We start from the raw sequence: 13,904 nt of genomic DNA on the forward strand, positions 1-13,904 counted from the left end.
TTCAGTGGCGCGACATTACCACGATTGGTCCGTGATAGTCGGCCCTTGCGATTTCGCGGAAACCCAGCTTGGCGGCAACCCGAAGCGATGCGCCGTTCTCGGGGCTGATGATGCAGGTCATCTCCATATCCGGAAAGTGTGCCGCACCCCACTCGACCATGGCGCCGGCAGCTTCAGTTGCGTAGCCAAGGCCATGTACGGAAGGAATGAGCGCCCATCCGGTCTCCAATGTCCCCTCAATCGTCGGCTGAAAGTCTCGGCGCATGTCCTGAAAACCGGCCTCGCCGAGGAAGCGGCCGGTGCCTTTTTCCTCGATTGCCAGAAAGCCGAATCCCAACAGATGCCACATGCCGGTGACCCGCAACATTCGCCCCCAGCTGTTTTCGCGTGTCGAGGGGACGCCGGTGATGAAGCGAACCACGTCGGGATCAGCCCAGAAAGCGGCATAGGCTTCGAATTCGTCGAGCCGATGCGGGCGAAGGATCAGTCGTTCGGTTTCGATGGTCGGAATCATTGTCGCGAACTCCGGTGGATCAAAAGCGGCCGCTTCCACAACGCCGCCGAAGGAGATATTCCTGATTCGCATCCCTGCGATCAGCTAAATTCGCTTGCCATTCTGTCCGTCGCGTGTTTTGACCGCGGCCTGCCGAAGCCAGATCTCAACCGGCCCGATATCATGAAGGTGAACCATGTCGCGTGAAACCGCTCCACACATCCTGATCGTCGAGGCACGTTTCTACGATGACATGGCCGATGCGCTCCTCGACGGCGCGACCCATGCCCTCAAAGAAGCCGGTGCGACCTATGACGTTGTCACCGTACCCGGCGCGCTCGAAATTCCGCCGGCAATCGCCATGGCGCTCGATGCGGCGGAAGAGGGCGGTACGGAGTACCATGGCTTCGTTGCGCTCGGCATGGTCATTCGCGGCGAGACCTATCATTTCGACATCGTTGCAAACGAGTCTTCTCGGGCTCTCATGGATCTTGCGGTTTCGGAATCGCTGGCGATCGGCAACGGCATTCTGACGGTCGAGAACGACGACCAGGCCTGGGCGCGTGCGCGCCGGGCGGACAAGGACAAGGGCGGCTTTGCCGCGCGTGCGGCGCTGAGCATGATCGCGCTGCGCGAAAAGCTGAATGGTGGTTGAATTTATGGCGAAGGAAGACGAACATCCGGTGAAGCCGGCCAACCAGCGGGGCGCGGCCCGTCTCGCGGCCGTGCAGGCGCTTTACCAGATGGATATCGGCGGCACGGGCGTTCTCGAAGTCGTGGCCGAATATGAGGCGCACCGGCTCGGCCAGGAACTGGACGGCGACACGTATCTGAAGGCCGACCCGTCCTGGTTCCGCTCGATCGTCGCAGGCGTCGTCCGCGACCAGGTGAAGATCGATCCGCTGATCCGTTCGTCGCTCCAGGAGGACTGGCCGCTCTCCCGCCTCGATTCGACGCTGCGCGCCATTCTGCGTGCGGGCACCTTCGAGATCCTCGAGCGCAAAGACGTGCCGGTCGCGGTCATCGTGACAGAGTATGTCGAGATCGCGCGTGCCTTCTTCGCGGAGGAAGAACCGCGGATCGTCAACGCGGTTCTCGACCGCATCGCCAAGCAGGTGCGTGGCGACACCAAGAAGTAAGCGAAGGATAGCGGCATGGACGGCGTGGTGGACGGACTTCAGACACAGTTGCGCACGGCCCGTCGCAGTGTCGCCTTGCTTGCCGCGGCCCAGGCAATCCTGGGATCGGCGCCGCCGGTGGTCTTTTCGCTGGGCGGCCTGGTCGGTTACCAGCTGCTGAGCGACGACAAGTCGCTGGCGACGGCTCCTCTCACCGGTTTCAATATCGGCATGGCAGTCGGTGCCGTCGCCATTGCCGTTGCGTCCCGTTTTTTGGGCCGCAAACAGAGTTTCATGCTCGGAGCTGTTCTCGGCGCGGTTGGCGCCGGCATTGGCGCGGTCGCGCTGTTTCAATCGAACTTCTGGCTTTTTGCGCTCGGGATGCTGCTGATGGGCCTTTGTGGCGGCGCCACGCAGAAGATCCGCTTTGCCGCTGCAGACGCTTCGCCCTCCTTCTACAAGCCGAAGGCAATTTCCTGGATTCTCGCGGCCGGGATCGTTTCGGCCATCCTCGGCCCGCAGCTGGCCATCTGGACAAAGGACCTGGCGGCGCCGGTGCTTTTTGCCGGTGCCTTCATCGCGATCATACCCCTGTTCCTCATTGCGGTTCTGATGCTCCTGCCGCTCAGACTGCCGGCAATGACCTCCAACTCGACGGCAACCATGCCGGCTCGCCCGCTGTCTGAAATTGTCACTAGCCAACGATTCCTGACCGGCATGATCTGCGGCATCAGCAGCTATGCGCTGATGACATTCATGATGACGGGCGCGCCGCTGGCGATGGTCATCGGTTGCGGCTTCCCGACCGAGATGGCGACGCTTGGTATCCAGTGGCATGTGCTTGCCATGTTCGCTCCAAGTTTCTTCACCGGCATGCTGATTTCCCGCTTCGGCGTGGAAAAGATTGTGGCTGCCGGCTTCGTCATACTGATGGGCTGTGCGGTCATCGCGCATATGGGCATTGAGCTCTGGAATTTCTGGGGAGCCTTGGTGCTGCTCGGCATCGGCTGGAATTTCGGTTTCATCGGATCGACGGCAATCGTCGCTTCGAGCTATCGGCCCCATGAGGCCGATAAGGTGCAGGGGTTCCATGACATCATCCTCTTCACCGCGGTCGCTCTCTCCTCCTTCTCGTCCGGCAAGATATTCACGGCCTATGGGTGGTCGTTCATGAACCTGATCATCTGGCCAGTTGCCATTGTCTGCCTGGTTCTCGTGCTGGCCTTGATGCTGAAATCCACTTCCGCAAAATCCGCCTAGAGACTTGCCCTCTCGGGGCTTGACGCCAATTCAAGTCCACCGCAATCTCGCCTCCGCGTGATCGACCCTGGATTCTTGGGAGGGGATTCGGTCGTTTGCGCGAGAATGCGCGTGGAGTACAGCGACGGTCCAGAATGTCCCGGGGACAGGGTGGTACGTTGTGGGGTGCATGGCCGGTGGAATGTTCCGCCTGGGCTTAGGGAGAGGAAGAAGCGAATGACCGTAATTTTAGGTGTGATCGTTTGCGGCCTGCTATCGATCATTTATGCCGCCTGGGCGACGCGTTCAGTTCTGGCTGCCGACCAGGGCAATCAGCGCATGCAGGAAATCGCCGGCTATATCCGTGAAGGCGCACAGGCCTATCTGACGCGCCAATACATGACGATCGCCATGGTCGGCGTTGTCGTCACCATTCTCGCCTGGCTGCTTCTATCCGGCACCGCCGCGCTCGGCTTCATTATCGGTGCCGTGCTTTCAGGCGCCGCGGGCTTCATCGGCATGCATGTCTCGGTTCGCGCCAACGTCCGCACCGCCCAGGCCTCCTCGCAGAGCCTCGCTGCCGGTCTCGACATCGCCTTCAAATCAGGTGCCATCACCGGCATGCTGGTTGCGGGTCTCGCTCTCCTCGGCGTTTCCATCTATTACTGGGTGCTGACCGCAGGCTTGGGGCACCCGAGCGGCTCGCGCGAAGTCATTGACGCCCTTGTGGCGCTCGGCTTCGGCGCTTCGCTGATCTCCATTTTTGCCCGTCTCGGCGGCGGCATCTTCACCAAAGGAGCCGATGTCGGCGGCGACCTGGTCGGCAAGGTCGAAGCGGGCATTCCGGAGGACGATCCGCGCAACCCCGCGACGATTGCCGACAATGTCGGCGACAATGTCGGCGATTGCGCCGGCATGGCGGCCGACCTTTTCGAAACCTATGCCGTTTCCGTCGTCGCCACGATGGTCCTCGCTGCAATCTTCTTTGCCGGCGCACCGGTGCTGGAAACCGCGATGATCTATCCGCTGGCCATCTGCGGCGCCTGCATCGTTACCTCGATCATCGGCACCTTCTTCGTTAAGCTTGGCGCCAATGGCTCCATCATGGGCGCTCTTTACAAGGGCTTGATTGTCACCGGGCTTCTGTCGATCCTGGGGCTTGGCGCCGCCACCTCGCTGACCATCGGCTGGGGCACGATCGGTACCGTGGCCGGCCGGGAAATCACCGGCACAAACCTCTTCATCTGCGGCCTTCTCGGCCTCGTGGTGACGGCACTGATCGTGGTCATCACCGAATATTATACGGGTACGAACAAGCGCCCGGTCAATTCCATCGCCCAGGCGTCGGTAACCGGTCACGGCACCAACGTCATTCAGGGGCTCGCCGTCTCGCTCGAATCGACCGCGTTGCCTGCGATCGTCATCGTCGGCGGCATCATTGCGACCTATCAGCTTGCCGGCCTGTTCGGGACCGGGATCGCGGTTACCGCCATGCTCGGCCTTGCCGGCATGATCGTTGCGCTCGACGCCTTCGGCCCCGTCACCGACAATGCCGGCGGCATTGCCGAAATGTCCCATCTGCCGCCGGAAGTGCGCAAGTCTACCGATGCGCTCGACGCGGTCGGCAACACGACCAAGGCGGTCACCAAGGGCTATGCCATCGGCTCGGCTGGCCTTGGCGCCCTGGTGCTTTTCGCGGCCTATTCCAACGACCTGAAATATTTCGTCGCCAACAGCGCCCAGTATCCCTATTTCAACGGCGTCGGCGAGATCAATTTCGATCTTTCAAACCCGTATGTCGTTGCGGGCCTGATCTTCGGTGGTCTTATCCCCTATCTCTTCGGCGGCATCGCGATGACTGCCGTCGGGCGCGCTGCCGGCTCCATCGTTGAGGAAGTGCGCATGCAGTTCCGCAACAAGCCGGGCATCATGCAGGGAACGGAGCGTCCGGATTATGGCAGGGCCGTCGATATCCTGACCAAGGCAGCGATCCGCGAGATGATCATTCCGTCGCTGTTGCCGGTCCTCGCGCCGATCGTCGTCTATTTCGGCGTTCTGCTGATCTCCGGTGGCGACAAGGCGTCAGCCTTTGCAGCACTTGGCGCCTCGCTGCTCGGGGTGATCGTCAACGGCCTTTTCGTGGCGATCTCGATGACATCAGGCGGTGGTGCCTGGGACAATGCCAAGAAGAGCTTCGAAGATGGTTTCGTGGACAAGGACGGCACTCGGCACCTCAAAGGGTCGGAGGCGCACAAGGCATCCGTCACCGGCGACACCGTGGGCGATCCCTACAAGGATACAGCCGGTCCTGCCGTCAATCCGGCCATCAAGATCACCAACATCGTAGCTCTTCTGCTGCTTGCGGTTCTTGCCGGCTGAGAGCCCGCCTGACAAAAAACGTGTCTCACAAACAAAAGGCCCGCGGGAGCGTCTCCCGCGGGCCTTTTCTATAGATAAGACCGGCGCTTAGCGGTTGCCGAGCCCGCCCGCGCCGAGGAGGTTTCGCGCTGCTGCCGCACCTGCGCCTGCAGCGCCAGCGCCGCCGGAAAGAAGTTGCTGCAGGAAGGTCAGATCGCGGCCGCCTGTCGGCGTCGTCCGGGAAATGGTGTCGAACACCTTGCCGTCCTGCATGGTGTAATTGGCCTTGCGGGCCACCGTGCCGTTCTTGTCGAAATAAATCGCCAGCACGGTCTGATCGACCAGCCGGGGCTTCATGAACGCCACGGCGCGTTCACGCTTCTGGGAAATGTAATAGAACACTTCGGTATCGAAGGTCGCCGTCGTCGACGGCGTACCCATGGTCAGCAGCACCTGTTCGCGGCTCGACCCCTCAGGAATGAGGTTCAGCGACTGCTGGTCGATGACGTAGCCGTTGTACATGGTATCGCCAAGCTGCATCGATGTGCAGCCGGACACGGTCATGGATGCGACGACAATCGCCGTCGCGGTCTTACTCAAGAATGTCATCTCGTACCCGAAAACCCGCTTGTTCAACCGCATCCCCCAAAACTCGACCCGTCCCTGCTGTTCATACCATTGTGGCTATTCGGGGACATCAGGCTGATCCTTGCCGTTATGCGGGGCGAAAGGATCACGACCCCGTTCGCTGACCGGCGGAACGGCATTGCAATTCGTGCCTGCTTCGGTAAACCAGCTTTCGTTTCCATGCAACATGGCCGACGTCAGCCGGAGATCTTCGGGGAGGCAAATAACGGGAATTCAGATGATTTTCAGGCTTTTCAAGAAGAAGAACCACAACCGCGCGATCGTTGATCGGCAATATGCCGCTTTGACCTCGGCTGCGCGCATTCCTTTCTTCTACAGTGACCTCGACGTGCCCGACACTGTCATGGGCCGTTTCGAGATGCTGTCGATCGTGATGATCCTGTTCTTCCGCCGCACCGCAAAGTCCGAAGCAAGCGGACAAGAGCTTGCCCAGGAAATTGTCGACGCCTTTTTCCTGGATATCGACCACTCCATCCGCGAACTCGGAATCGGCGACCAGGGTGTGCCCAAGCGCATGAAGAGGCTTGCGGGCATGTTTTATGGAAGGCTCGAGACCTATGCTGCCGCTCTCGAGGCAGGCGACACCGAAAAGCTTGCGGATGCGCTTCGGCGCAATATCTATCCGGAAACGGCAGATGCACCCGCAATGCTTGGGCTTGCAGGATGGATGATCGCGACGGAAGCAGCACTTGCCGGCGTATCCGAAGATGAGATTTCCCGCGGGCAGGCCGTTCTGCCTTTGCCGGGGAAGTGAGGTTGCATGAAGAACATCCATGACGGGGGCGGGAAGCCTCCCTTTTCCTATCCTGTGAAGGTAGGGCATATATCGGCCAATCCGGTGACCGTGCATCTGGAGGCGAATGAACGGGAATGTGCCGACCTGGCGACGCTTTGGCAGGTCGTGTCCGTAAAATCGTTGATAGCGGACCTGCAGATTACGCGCTGGAAAAAGGACGGTGTTCGGCTGAAGGGGCGGGTTACGGCAGATATCGTGCAGTCCTGCGTCGTGACGCTCGATCCGGTCGAATCGAAGATCGATGAGGATTTCGAGCAGATATTCGTGCCGGAGGGTTCCAAGCTTGCCCGGATCGTTACGAACGAGGCAGCCGAGATGGTACTGGATCCGGAAGGGCCAGACCTCCCGGAAACATTTGCCGGCGACACCATAGACGCCGGCGTGGCCGTTGCCGAATTTGCGGCCCTTGCCATCGATCCTTATCCGCGCAAGGCCGGTGTCGAATTTGCCACCCATTTGGAAGGCGATGAAGACGGGACGTCGGGCCGCCCGAATCCCTTTGCTGCCCTGAAAGACTGGAAAAAGGACTGACGGCCGTTGTAAGCAGCGACAAAAACTATATTTTGGCCACGAATTCGCCGGCAGCGCCGCGCAGGAGCAAGGCCACAGAAGACGCTAGAACCGGCGCATGACCTGTAATTGGATCATGTGCACGGCGAAGGATAAGGATCAGGAACGCGTGGTCAGAATTTCTCTTGACGCCATGGGTGGCGATTTTGGGCCCGAGGTCGTCATTCCCGGCGCCGCCAAGGCGCTGGATCGCCATCCGGATGTGACGTTCCTCATCTATGGGCTGAAGGCCGAATGTGAGCCGTGGCTGGCCAAATACCCAAAGCTGCGCGATAAATCGGTCTTTCATGAGTGCGAACTTGCCGTCAGCATGGAGGAGAAACCGAGCCAGGCGTTGCGCCGTGGCCGTTATGTCTCGACCATGTGGCGTTCGATCGAGGCGGTGAAGCTCGGCGAGGCCGATGTCGCGGTTTCCGCCGGCAATACCGGTGCGCTGATGGCCATGGCAAAATTCTGTCTGCGCACCATGGCCAATATCGAGCGCCCGGCGATCGCCGGCATCTGGCCGACGTTAAAGGGCGAAAGCATCGTGTTGGATATCGGCGCGACGATCGGTGCCGATTCGCAGCAGCTCCTCGATTTCGCCCTGATGGGCGGTGCCATGGCCCGCGCGCTCTTTGAGGTGGACCGGCCGACCGTCGGCCTTCTCAATGTCGGCGTTGAGGAGGTGAAAGGCCAGGAAGAGGTGAGGGAGGCCGGACGGCTGATCCGCGAAGCCAATCTGCCCACCATCGCTTATCACGGCTTCGTGGAGGGCGATGACATCGGCAAGGGTACCGTGGACGTGGTGGTGACCGAGGGCTTCACCGGCAACATCGCCTTGAAGACGGCGGAGGGAACGGCGCGGCAGATCGCGACGCTTCTCCGTGAAGCCATGTCGCGGACCATCTTTGCCAAGATCGGCTATCTGCTCGCCAAAAGCGCGTTCGACCGGCTGCGCGAGAAAATGGACCCGAACAGGGTCAATGGCGGGGTTTTCCTTGGTTTGAACGGCATCGTCATTAAGAGCCATGGGGGCACCAATGCCGACGGTTTCGCGGCCGCGATCGATGTCGGCTACGACATGGCGCGTAACGACCTGAACGCCAAGATTGTACAGGATTTGAAGGTTTATCATGCCCGCCGCCAGCCGCCTGCTGGCCCCGAAGCAGCATGACGACAGGATGTGAAAGAGAATGATCCGTTCAGTGGTTCGCGGTTACGGGGCAGCTCTGCCGAAGCGGGTAGTGCCTAACAAAGAGCTGGAAAGCATCGTCGAAACATCCGATGAATGGATCGTCCAGCGCACCGGCATCCGCCAACGTTACATCGCAGGCGAGGGGGAGACGACGGCGTCGCTTGGTGAGCAAGCCGCTCGCGCCGCGCTCGCCAATGCCGGGTTGACCCCGGACGATATCGATCTGGTATTGGTCGCCACCTCGACGCCTGACAACACCTTTCCGGCGACCGCGGTGAACATCCAAAATCGCCTCGGCATGACACATGGTTATGCCTTCGATATGCAGGCTGTCTGCTCCGGCTTCGTTTATGCAGTGGCGACTGCAGACATGCATATTCGCGGCGGCATGGCCAAGCGTGTGCTGGTGATTGGCGCGGAGACCTTTTCCCGGATTCTCGACTGGAAAGACCGCACCACCTGCGTTCTCTTCGGCGACGGCGCTGGCGCGCTTGTGCTGGAGGGGCAGGAGAGCGAGGGGACGATCGCCGACCGAGGCGTTTTGACCGCGCATCTTCGTTCTGACGGCACCCATAAGGAAAAGCTCTATGTCGACGGTGGGCCGTCCACCACCGGAACCGTCGGCCATCTGCGGATGGAGGGCCGCGAGGTCTTCAAGCACGCAGTCGGGATGATCACCGACGTGATCGAAGCCGCCTTCGCTGCAACGGGCACGACCGCGGAAGATCTGGACTGGCTGGTGCCGCACCAGGCCAACCGGCGCATTATCGACGGTTCGGCCAAGAAGCTCGGAATCCCGCCCGAAAAGGTCGTTGTGACGGTCGACTTGCATGGCAACACGTCGGCGGCTTCGATTCCGCTGGCGCTTTCGGTGGCCGCAGGCGACGGACGGATCAAACAGGGCGACCTGGTCATGCTCGAGGCCATGGGCGGCGGCTTCACCTGGGGTGCGCTCCTTCTTCGCTGGTGAGGCGTAATTTGAGCGGAAACGCAAATATGTCATTGCGCACAGGTGCTTGACCCTCGCGCTCAAGCAAAATACTCTCTATCGGCTTTGACAAGATCAATTTCGAAAATTGGGCGGGGATCATGGCCGGCAAGACAGTAACACGCGCGGATCTGGCAGAGTCGGTATTCCGCAAGGTCGGGCTATCCCGAACGGAGTCGGCCGAACTTGTCGAAACCGTCATCGATGAGATTTGCAACGCCATCGTGCGCGGCGAAATGGTCAAGCTTTCGTCGTTTGCCACGTTCCAGGTGCGGGCGAAGAACGAGCGTATTGGTCGCAATCCGAAGACCGGCGAGGAAGTGCCGATCTCTCCGCGCCGTGTCATGACCTTCAAGGCGTCGAACGTCCTGAAGCAGCGCATTCTCAAGGCTCACACGGCGCGCAAGGCCAAGCAGAAACCGCCAAGCCCCGTTGCCTGATGCGAGCCGCCCCGGCTGCAATCATTCCAATCCTGTGAACATGCTTGAATCTTTCGGCGCAAACCGTTGAGATATGTTCGATTCGTCGCATAATTCCATATGAGTGAAAGGCCGCCGCCCTCCGCGGTGTCGGCAGGCTGCTGTTGGAGACTGATCTTGGATAAGAGCCCGGATGCCTTTCGTACGATCAGCGAGGTCGCCGATGATCTCGACCTGCCTCAGCATGTGCTGCGCTTCTGGGAGACGCGTTTTCCGCAGATCAGGCCAATGAAGCGCGGGGGCGGACGCCGCTATTATCGTCCGGAAGACGTCGATCTGCTAAAGGGTATCCGACACCTTCTCTACGACCATGGGTATACGATCAAGGGCGTCCAGAAGCTCCTGAAGACCAACGGCAACAAGTTTGTCGCCGCAATCGCTTCGGGCGATCTTGCCACCATGGAAGCAATCATGGCGGCAAACAGCGAGAAGCATGTCGAGCCGAAGATCAGCGCCTCGGAAGAGGACCAGGTCGTAGGACGGCCCAAGGTAAAGCCAAGCGGACGTTTCTTCGGTTTCGGCTCCTCTCATGAGGATGATCTGCCCGAGGTGTCGATCGGCAAGTCGAGTGTCGGCAAGGAAGATAGGGCGCTGCTCCAGGAGGCGCTGTTCGACCTTCTGGAATGCAAGCGGTTGCTTGACCAGGTCCGATAAGCGGGTTCTCAATTTTTCTCGACCGGGGAACGTTACCTCAAATTTACCATTCACCCTTTGTTCATACGAAAAGGAGGATCATTTCCTCCACAGGATCAAAGGAGGTGAATTATGAGGAAGAAACTTGCCGTCGTCGCGCTGTCCTTGATTACAGCCTTGAGCGGCATTGCGCCGGCCCAGGCCTTTCCAACGGTCGGCGCGCCGAAAATCGAAGCCCCGCAGGCGATCCAAACCGTCCAGTGGAGCGAGAACGCTTTGAGCCCCCGCTTGGAGAGCCGCCGCTATTGGCGGTACCGGGACGGCGGTCCGCGGCGCTATTATCGTGATCGCTACTATCGGGATAGCTACTACCGGGATCGCTATTATCGCCGCCACCGCGATTCTAATGTCGGTGCGATCATCGGTGGTCTTGCCGCCGGCGCCATCATCGGCGGAGCTTTGGCGCAGCCGCGTTACGTCACACCCCGCCGGTATGTCGGAGGCAATGCCCACGTGAACTGGTGCTACTCTCGCTACCGATCCTACAGGGCCTACGACAATACCTACCAGCCTTACGGCGGCCCGCGCCGTCAGTGCTATTCGCCGTATTCGTGATCTCGACAAGGGCCCGCCCTGCCGGATCGGCAGGGCGGGTCATGCCGGTCTTTCCTGCAGGTTGAACAGATTTGTTTTTGGCGGATTTTTCTCTTGCGCCGACAGTGGCATGTCAGTAAGGAAGGCATGCTTCGTTCAGAAGCTGGTCGGGGCGTAGCGCAGCCCGGTAGCGCACTTGACTGGGGGTCAAGGGGTCGCTGGTTCAAGTCCAGTCGCCCCGACCATTTACCTCTCCCCCATTGCCTGATTGAGCGGACTTACCACGGAAAAAGCCCCGCCGAAGCAGGGCTTTCGTATCTCCATTTTTGCTGGCCGATTAAATCTCGGGGCATCCCGGTCGATTGGCGAAGCGGATGCGATCCCGACCGTTGCGGGTCATGCCCTCCACTGTCACGCTTCGGTCGGTCACGCGGATAACTTCCGGACGACGGAAGCCTTCGTCGCGGGCTGCGGCCCGTGCTTCGCCGGGGCTGCAGCCGCGGCGATATTCGCGGTCTCTGTCCCGAATAACCGGCCGGACGCCGTCCGGTCCGAGACGAAGCTCGAGATCCTGCGCGGAAACGGACGTAGGGAGGGCGCCAAGGGCGCCAAACGAAAGGGCTGCGATCAGCCCCGTACTCGACAACATTTTCATCATCTTGTTCCTCCTTGCGCACTGCGGCGCGAACTGGTCACGCTTGGCGAACGACGGGAGGAGGGTAAAGGTTCCGCTGGATGGAAAAGTATGGGGCGAAAGATCGAACTACATCCGCTCGGGTTTCAGGCGTCGAACCGAGCCGGTTCAATTGATGGGAAGAACAGTCGGAAAGCCTATCTGAAGCGCGGCGCCCGGCTTGCATTCATCAGCAGTTCTTGCTGAGAGGCGAAAGGCCCAAGTAGTTTCAAAAGGCGGGCTTCCTCTTCTCGGTCCAGTCGGTAGCGCTTGGCGAATTCCGCGACGCTCCAGACTTTCTTGAGGCCCCGGTCCTCGATCTCATCCGTTTTGAGATACGTTGTCATCAGCTTCCCCTTAATTATTGGAACGTCAACTCACATGGTGAATTTTTGTTCCTGGGAATTTTGCGCTTTTATCGTTAAAAATTGTAACCGGTCGAAACGGCAATTTTTGCGATATTAGCTTCGCGTTGCGGCTCGTTTTTTACCGGGGAAAGGTGAGATGCCGGGACCGCAATTGCCCAACCGACGTATCGTCGTTGTAGGGCGGCTTCAGTCGTCGTTTGCCGCGTTCAGGTTCTGCGGCCGGATGCCTTCGTCGTGGGACTTCTGGCGCAGCCTGACTCCGGGACCGGCGCCGGCATCGTCGCCTTCACCGGCACCGAGAAAGAGAATGCCTCTTGATTCGAAGATGGTGCGCAGGCGCTCGGTGACATCGGAGCCTGCGAAGACCTGGGCCGCCTCTGCTTCCTCGATCACGGATTTTGAAAGACCGGAAGCGGCGGCAAGTTCCTCCACCGTTATCCCCGTCATGGCGCGTGCAGCACGCAGTTGAGAAGCTGTCAGCATGGGAACAATTTGGCGCGGCGGGAGCCCAAGTCAAGTGCTCGCGGGGCGTAGGGACGATCCTATGCGACGAAACCGATGTTCGAGTGCCGCGCAGCCCCAGACGATACCGAGCAGCAGGTAGAAGTGCCGCCAGTGGTCGGTGTCGATGACGTTGCCGATGATCGCATGGCCGAGGATCATGACCCAGGCGATCATCAGATAAGGCTGCCAGGGACGTTCGCGCAGCATATAGCGGAAGCCGAACCAGAGCGTCGACCAGATCATGACCTGATAGGTGACGGCACCGAGCCAGCCGTAGGTGGTGAGCGTCTTCAGCCAGATGTTATGTTCGTCTTCGCCGAACATCTTTCCGAACGCCATCGGCCCGAGCCCGAGCGGCCGTTCCATGGCCATCAGGAAGCCGATCTTGTGACGCTCGAAGCGCCCGAGACGCGCACCGTCATATTCCTGAACCAGTTTTGCCCGGTTCATGAAGAGGTCGTAGACCTGTTCGAACTGAAGCGCAATTGCCAGCGTGAGGGCGAGAAAGACGACTGCGCCCACAGCAATGGCCAGGATCTTCAATCGGAAGGCCGCTGTGCGTTCCTTCAGCAGCATAACGATGACGAGCGCGGCGCCGGCAAAGAGAAGCAGCCCCCAGGCTGCCCGCGAAAAGGAAAGAAAGATCCCGAGGGCCAGGATTAGAATTCCGAGGATCAGGAGCGGCGCCTGAATGAGCCGGCCGGTCAGCATCCGATAGAGAAGATAGAGCAGCGGCGCGACGAGATATGGGCCAAAGACGTTGGGATCCTGGAAGGCGCCCATGGCGCGATTGTAGCGGGTGAAGACATGCGCGCCTGGAAACGCATTGAAATAGCCGAGGATACCGAGCAGCGAGGTAATGATCGCGGCGGTCACCCAGGCCTTGAAGATAAGGTTCAGCCGCCGGTGGTCGCTTTCGATGACGGCGGCATAAAAGACCGAACTGAGCGCCAGAAAGATCGAGACCGCGAAATACATCGGCGCCCCGCTCATGTCCTTCATCACGAACATGGACGTCAGACCGCTGAGGTTGAAGGCCAGCAGCAAGACGAGAAGCGGTGCGACGGTACGCGATATCGTCAGACCGATCAGGAACCAGATGCCGATCTGGATCACCATGATCAGTTCATAGGGGGCGGGCTCCGAAATCACGAAACCGGATAGAAAGACGCCGAACGCAATCAGGCCGGTGCCGGCAAGCCTCAGGGCGGCGAGCCGGCTGTCAAAATGGCGCGGATAACCGAGGGCCGGATGATCGTTGGCAAT

The 13,904-nt window shown here is 60.0% G+C and carries 17 protein-coding genes and 1 tRNA gene; 12 read left to right on the plus strand and 6 right to left on the minus strand.

Annotation, left to right across the window (positions count from 1 at the left end; all coding sequences use genetic code 11):
- Position 1: 1 nt before the first annotated feature.
- Positions 2–514 carry a GNAT family N-acetyltransferase gene (locus EDE05_RS03680; protein ID WP_112802258.1) on the minus strand — a complete coding sequence of 171 codons (513 nt, stop codon included), beginning with the start codon at positions 512–514 and terminating at the stop codon, positions 2–4.
- Positions 515–689: 175 nt separating this feature from the next.
- Here EDE05_RS03680 and ribH point away from each other — a divergent pair, with 175 nt between their 5' ends.
- From ribH to EDE05_RS03700, 4 genes are all read left to right on the plus strand, one after another.
- Positions 690–1,148, plus strand: a complete 459-nt coding sequence (gene ribH, locus EDE05_RS03685; protein WP_112801900.1) for a 6,7-dimethyl-8-ribityllumazine synthase — start codon at positions 690–692, stop codon at positions 1,146–1,148.
- Positions 1,149–1,152: 4 nt separating this feature from the next.
- Complete coding sequence (gene nusB / locus EDE05_RS03690; protein WP_105372071.1) at positions 1,153–1,632, plus strand: transcription antitermination factor NusB; 480 nt, start codon at positions 1,153–1,155, stop codon at positions 1,630–1,632.
- Positions 1,633–1,647: 15 nt separating this feature from the next.
- Entirely contained in the window at positions 1,648–2,871 is a 1,224-nt protein-coding gene (locus EDE05_RS03695) for an MFS transporter (protein ID WP_132409847.1), read from the plus strand.
- 216 nt (positions 2,872–3,087) lie between these two features.
- Positions 3,088–5,229: a sodium-translocating pyrophosphatase gene (locus tag EDE05_RS03700; RefSeq protein ID WP_105372017.1), complete on the plus strand. Its 2,142-nt coding sequence runs from the start codon at positions 3,088–3,090 to the stop codon at positions 5,227–5,229.
- Between the two features lie 87 nt (positions 5,230–5,316).
- Here the strand turns inward: EDE05_RS03700 and EDE05_RS03705 are convergent, their stop codons facing one another.
- The gene (locus EDE05_RS03705; protein ID WP_105372016.1) at positions 5,317–5,850 is read right to left on the minus strand and encodes an outer membrane protein assembly factor BamE; all 534 of its coding nucleotides are present in this window, start codon (positions 5,848–5,850) and stop codon (positions 5,317–5,319) included.
- Positions 5,851–6,073: 223 nt separating this feature from the next.
- Here EDE05_RS03705 and EDE05_RS03710 point away from each other — a divergent pair, with 223 nt between their 5' ends.
- The 8 genes from EDE05_RS03710 to EDE05_RS03745 all read left to right on the plus strand — a co-directional run bounded on the left by EDE05_RS03710 (position 6,074) and on the right by EDE05_RS03745 (position 11,338).
- Complete coding sequence (locus EDE05_RS03710) at positions 6,074–6,610, plus strand: ubiquinol-cytochrome C chaperone family protein (RefSeq protein ID WP_134100166.1); 537 nt, start codon at positions 6,074–6,076, stop codon at positions 6,608–6,610.
- A 6-nt stretch (positions 6,611–6,616) separates the two neighbouring features.
- On the plus strand, positions 6,617–7,183 hold the full coding sequence (locus tag EDE05_RS03715; RefSeq protein WP_112801906.1) for a DUF177 domain-containing protein: 567 nt from the start codon (positions 6,617–6,619) through the stop codon (positions 7,181–7,183).
- Positions 7,184–7,331: 148 nt separating this feature from the next.
- The gene (gene plsX / locus EDE05_RS03720) at positions 7,332–8,378 is read left to right on the plus strand and encodes a phosphate acyltransferase PlsX (protein ID WP_105372070.1); all 1,047 of its coding nucleotides are present in this window, start codon (positions 7,332–7,334) and stop codon (positions 8,376–8,378) included.
- Positions 8,379–8,397: 19 nt separating this feature from the next.
- Positions 8,398–9,369 (plus strand): beta-ketoacyl-ACP synthase III, encoded by a 972-nt coding sequence (locus tag EDE05_RS03725; RefSeq protein WP_132409839.1) that lies wholly within the window; start codon positions 8,398–8,400, stop codon positions 9,367–9,369.
- A gap of 119 nt (positions 9,370–9,488) precedes the next feature.
- A complete protein-coding gene (locus EDE05_RS03730; RefSeq protein WP_105372012.1) occupies positions 9,489–9,827 on the plus strand; it encodes an integration host factor subunit alpha in 339 nt (112 codons plus the stop codon).
- 156 nt (positions 9,828–9,983) lie between these two features.
- A complete protein-coding gene (locus EDE05_RS03735) occupies positions 9,984–10,520 on the plus strand; it encodes a MerR family transcriptional regulator (protein ID WP_105372011.1) in 537 nt (178 codons plus the stop codon).
- A 111-nt stretch (positions 10,521–10,631) separates the two neighbouring features.
- Positions 10,632–11,114, plus strand: coding sequence for a BA14K family protein (locus tag EDE05_RS03740; RefSeq protein ID WP_132409837.1), 483 nt, complete (start codon positions 10,632–10,634; stop codon positions 11,112–11,114).
- Between the two features lie 147 nt (positions 11,115–11,261).
- Positions 11,262–11,338 (plus strand) — tRNA-Pro (locus EDE05_RS03745).
- A gap of 92 nt (positions 11,339–11,430) precedes the next feature.
- Here the strand turns inward: EDE05_RS03745 and EDE05_RS03750 are convergent.
- The 4 genes from EDE05_RS03750 to EDE05_RS03765 form a co-directional block, all read right to left on the minus strand.
- Positions 11,431–11,751, minus strand: a complete 321-nt coding sequence (locus EDE05_RS03750) for a hypothetical protein (RefSeq protein WP_132409835.1) — start codon at positions 11,749–11,751, stop codon at positions 11,431–11,433.
- 173 nt (positions 11,752–11,924) lie between these two features.
- Positions 11,925–12,113, minus strand: a complete 189-nt coding sequence (locus tag EDE05_RS03755) for a hypothetical protein (protein WP_105372008.1) — start codon at positions 12,111–12,113, stop codon at positions 11,925–11,927.
- Positions 12,114–12,320: 207 nt separating this feature from the next.
- The gene (locus EDE05_RS03760; protein ID WP_105372007.1) at positions 12,321–12,617 is read right to left on the minus strand and encodes a helix-turn-helix transcriptional regulator; all 297 of its coding nucleotides are present in this window, start codon (positions 12,615–12,617) and stop codon (positions 12,321–12,323) included.
- A gap of 30 nt (positions 12,618–12,647) precedes the next feature.
- Positions 12,648–13,904, minus strand: a complete 1,257-nt coding sequence (locus EDE05_RS03765; protein WP_134100530.1) for an O-antigen ligase family protein — start codon at positions 13,902–13,904, stop codon at positions 12,648–12,650.

The sequence above is a fragment of the Neorhizobium sp. R1-B genome (assembly GCF_004368875.1).
Classification (GTDB): Bacteria; Pseudomonadota; Alphaproteobacteria; order Rhizobiales; family Rhizobiaceae; genus Neorhizobium; species Neorhizobium huautlense.

Excerpts from the sequence above, each read along its gene's own strand:
- EDE05_RS03755 (WP_105372008.1), bottom strand. The coding sequence starts at position 12,113 with ATGACAACGTATCTCAAAACGGATGAGATCGAGGACCGGGGCCTCAAG.
- EDE05_RS03700 (WP_105372017.1), top strand. The coding sequence starts at position 3,088 with ATGACCGTAATTTTAGGTGTGATCGTTTGCGGCCTGCTATCGATCATT.
- ribH (WP_112801900.1), top strand. The coding sequence starts at position 690 with ATGTCGCGTGAAACCGCTCCACACATCCTGATCGTCGAGGCACGTTTC.
- nusB (WP_105372071.1), top strand. The coding sequence starts at position 1,153 with ATGGCGAAGGAAGACGAACATCCGGTGAAGCCGGCCAACCAGCGGGGC.
- EDE05_RS03695 (WP_132409847.1), top strand. The coding sequence starts at position 1,648 with ATGGACGGCGTGGTGGACGGACTTCAGACACAGTTGCGCACGGCCCGT.
- EDE05_RS03725 (WP_132409839.1), top strand. The coding sequence starts at position 8,398 with ATGATCCGTTCAGTGGTTCGCGGTTACGGGGCAGCTCTGCCGAAGCGG.
- EDE05_RS03730 (WP_105372012.1), top strand. The coding sequence starts at position 9,489 with ATGGCCGGCAAGACAGTAACACGCGCGGATCTGGCAGAGTCGGTATTC.
- EDE05_RS03715 (WP_112801906.1), top strand. The coding sequence starts at position 6,617 with ATGAAGAACATCCATGACGGGGGCGGGAAGCCTCCCTTTTCCTATCCT.
- EDE05_RS03680 (WP_112802258.1), bottom strand. The coding sequence starts at position 514 with ATGATTCCGACCATCGAAACCGAACGACTGATCCTTCGCCCGCATCGG.
- EDE05_RS03740 (WP_132409837.1), top strand. The coding sequence starts at position 10,632 with ATGAGGAAGAAACTTGCCGTCGTCGCGCTGTCCTTGATTACAGCCTTG.
- EDE05_RS03750 (WP_132409835.1), bottom strand. The coding sequence starts at position 11,751 with ATGATGAAAATGTTGTCGAGTACGGGGCTGATCGCAGCCCTTTCGTTT.
- EDE05_RS03705 (WP_105372016.1), bottom strand. The coding sequence starts at position 5,850 with ATGCGGTTGAACAAGCGGGTTTTCGGGTACGAGATGACATTCTTGAGT.
- EDE05_RS03710 (WP_134100166.1), top strand. The coding sequence starts at position 6,074 with ATGATTTTCAGGCTTTTCAAGAAGAAGAACCACAACCGCGCGATCGTT.
- EDE05_RS03760 (WP_105372007.1), bottom strand. The coding sequence starts at position 12,617 with ATGCTGACAGCTTCTCAACTGCGTGCTGCACGCGCCATGACGGGGATA.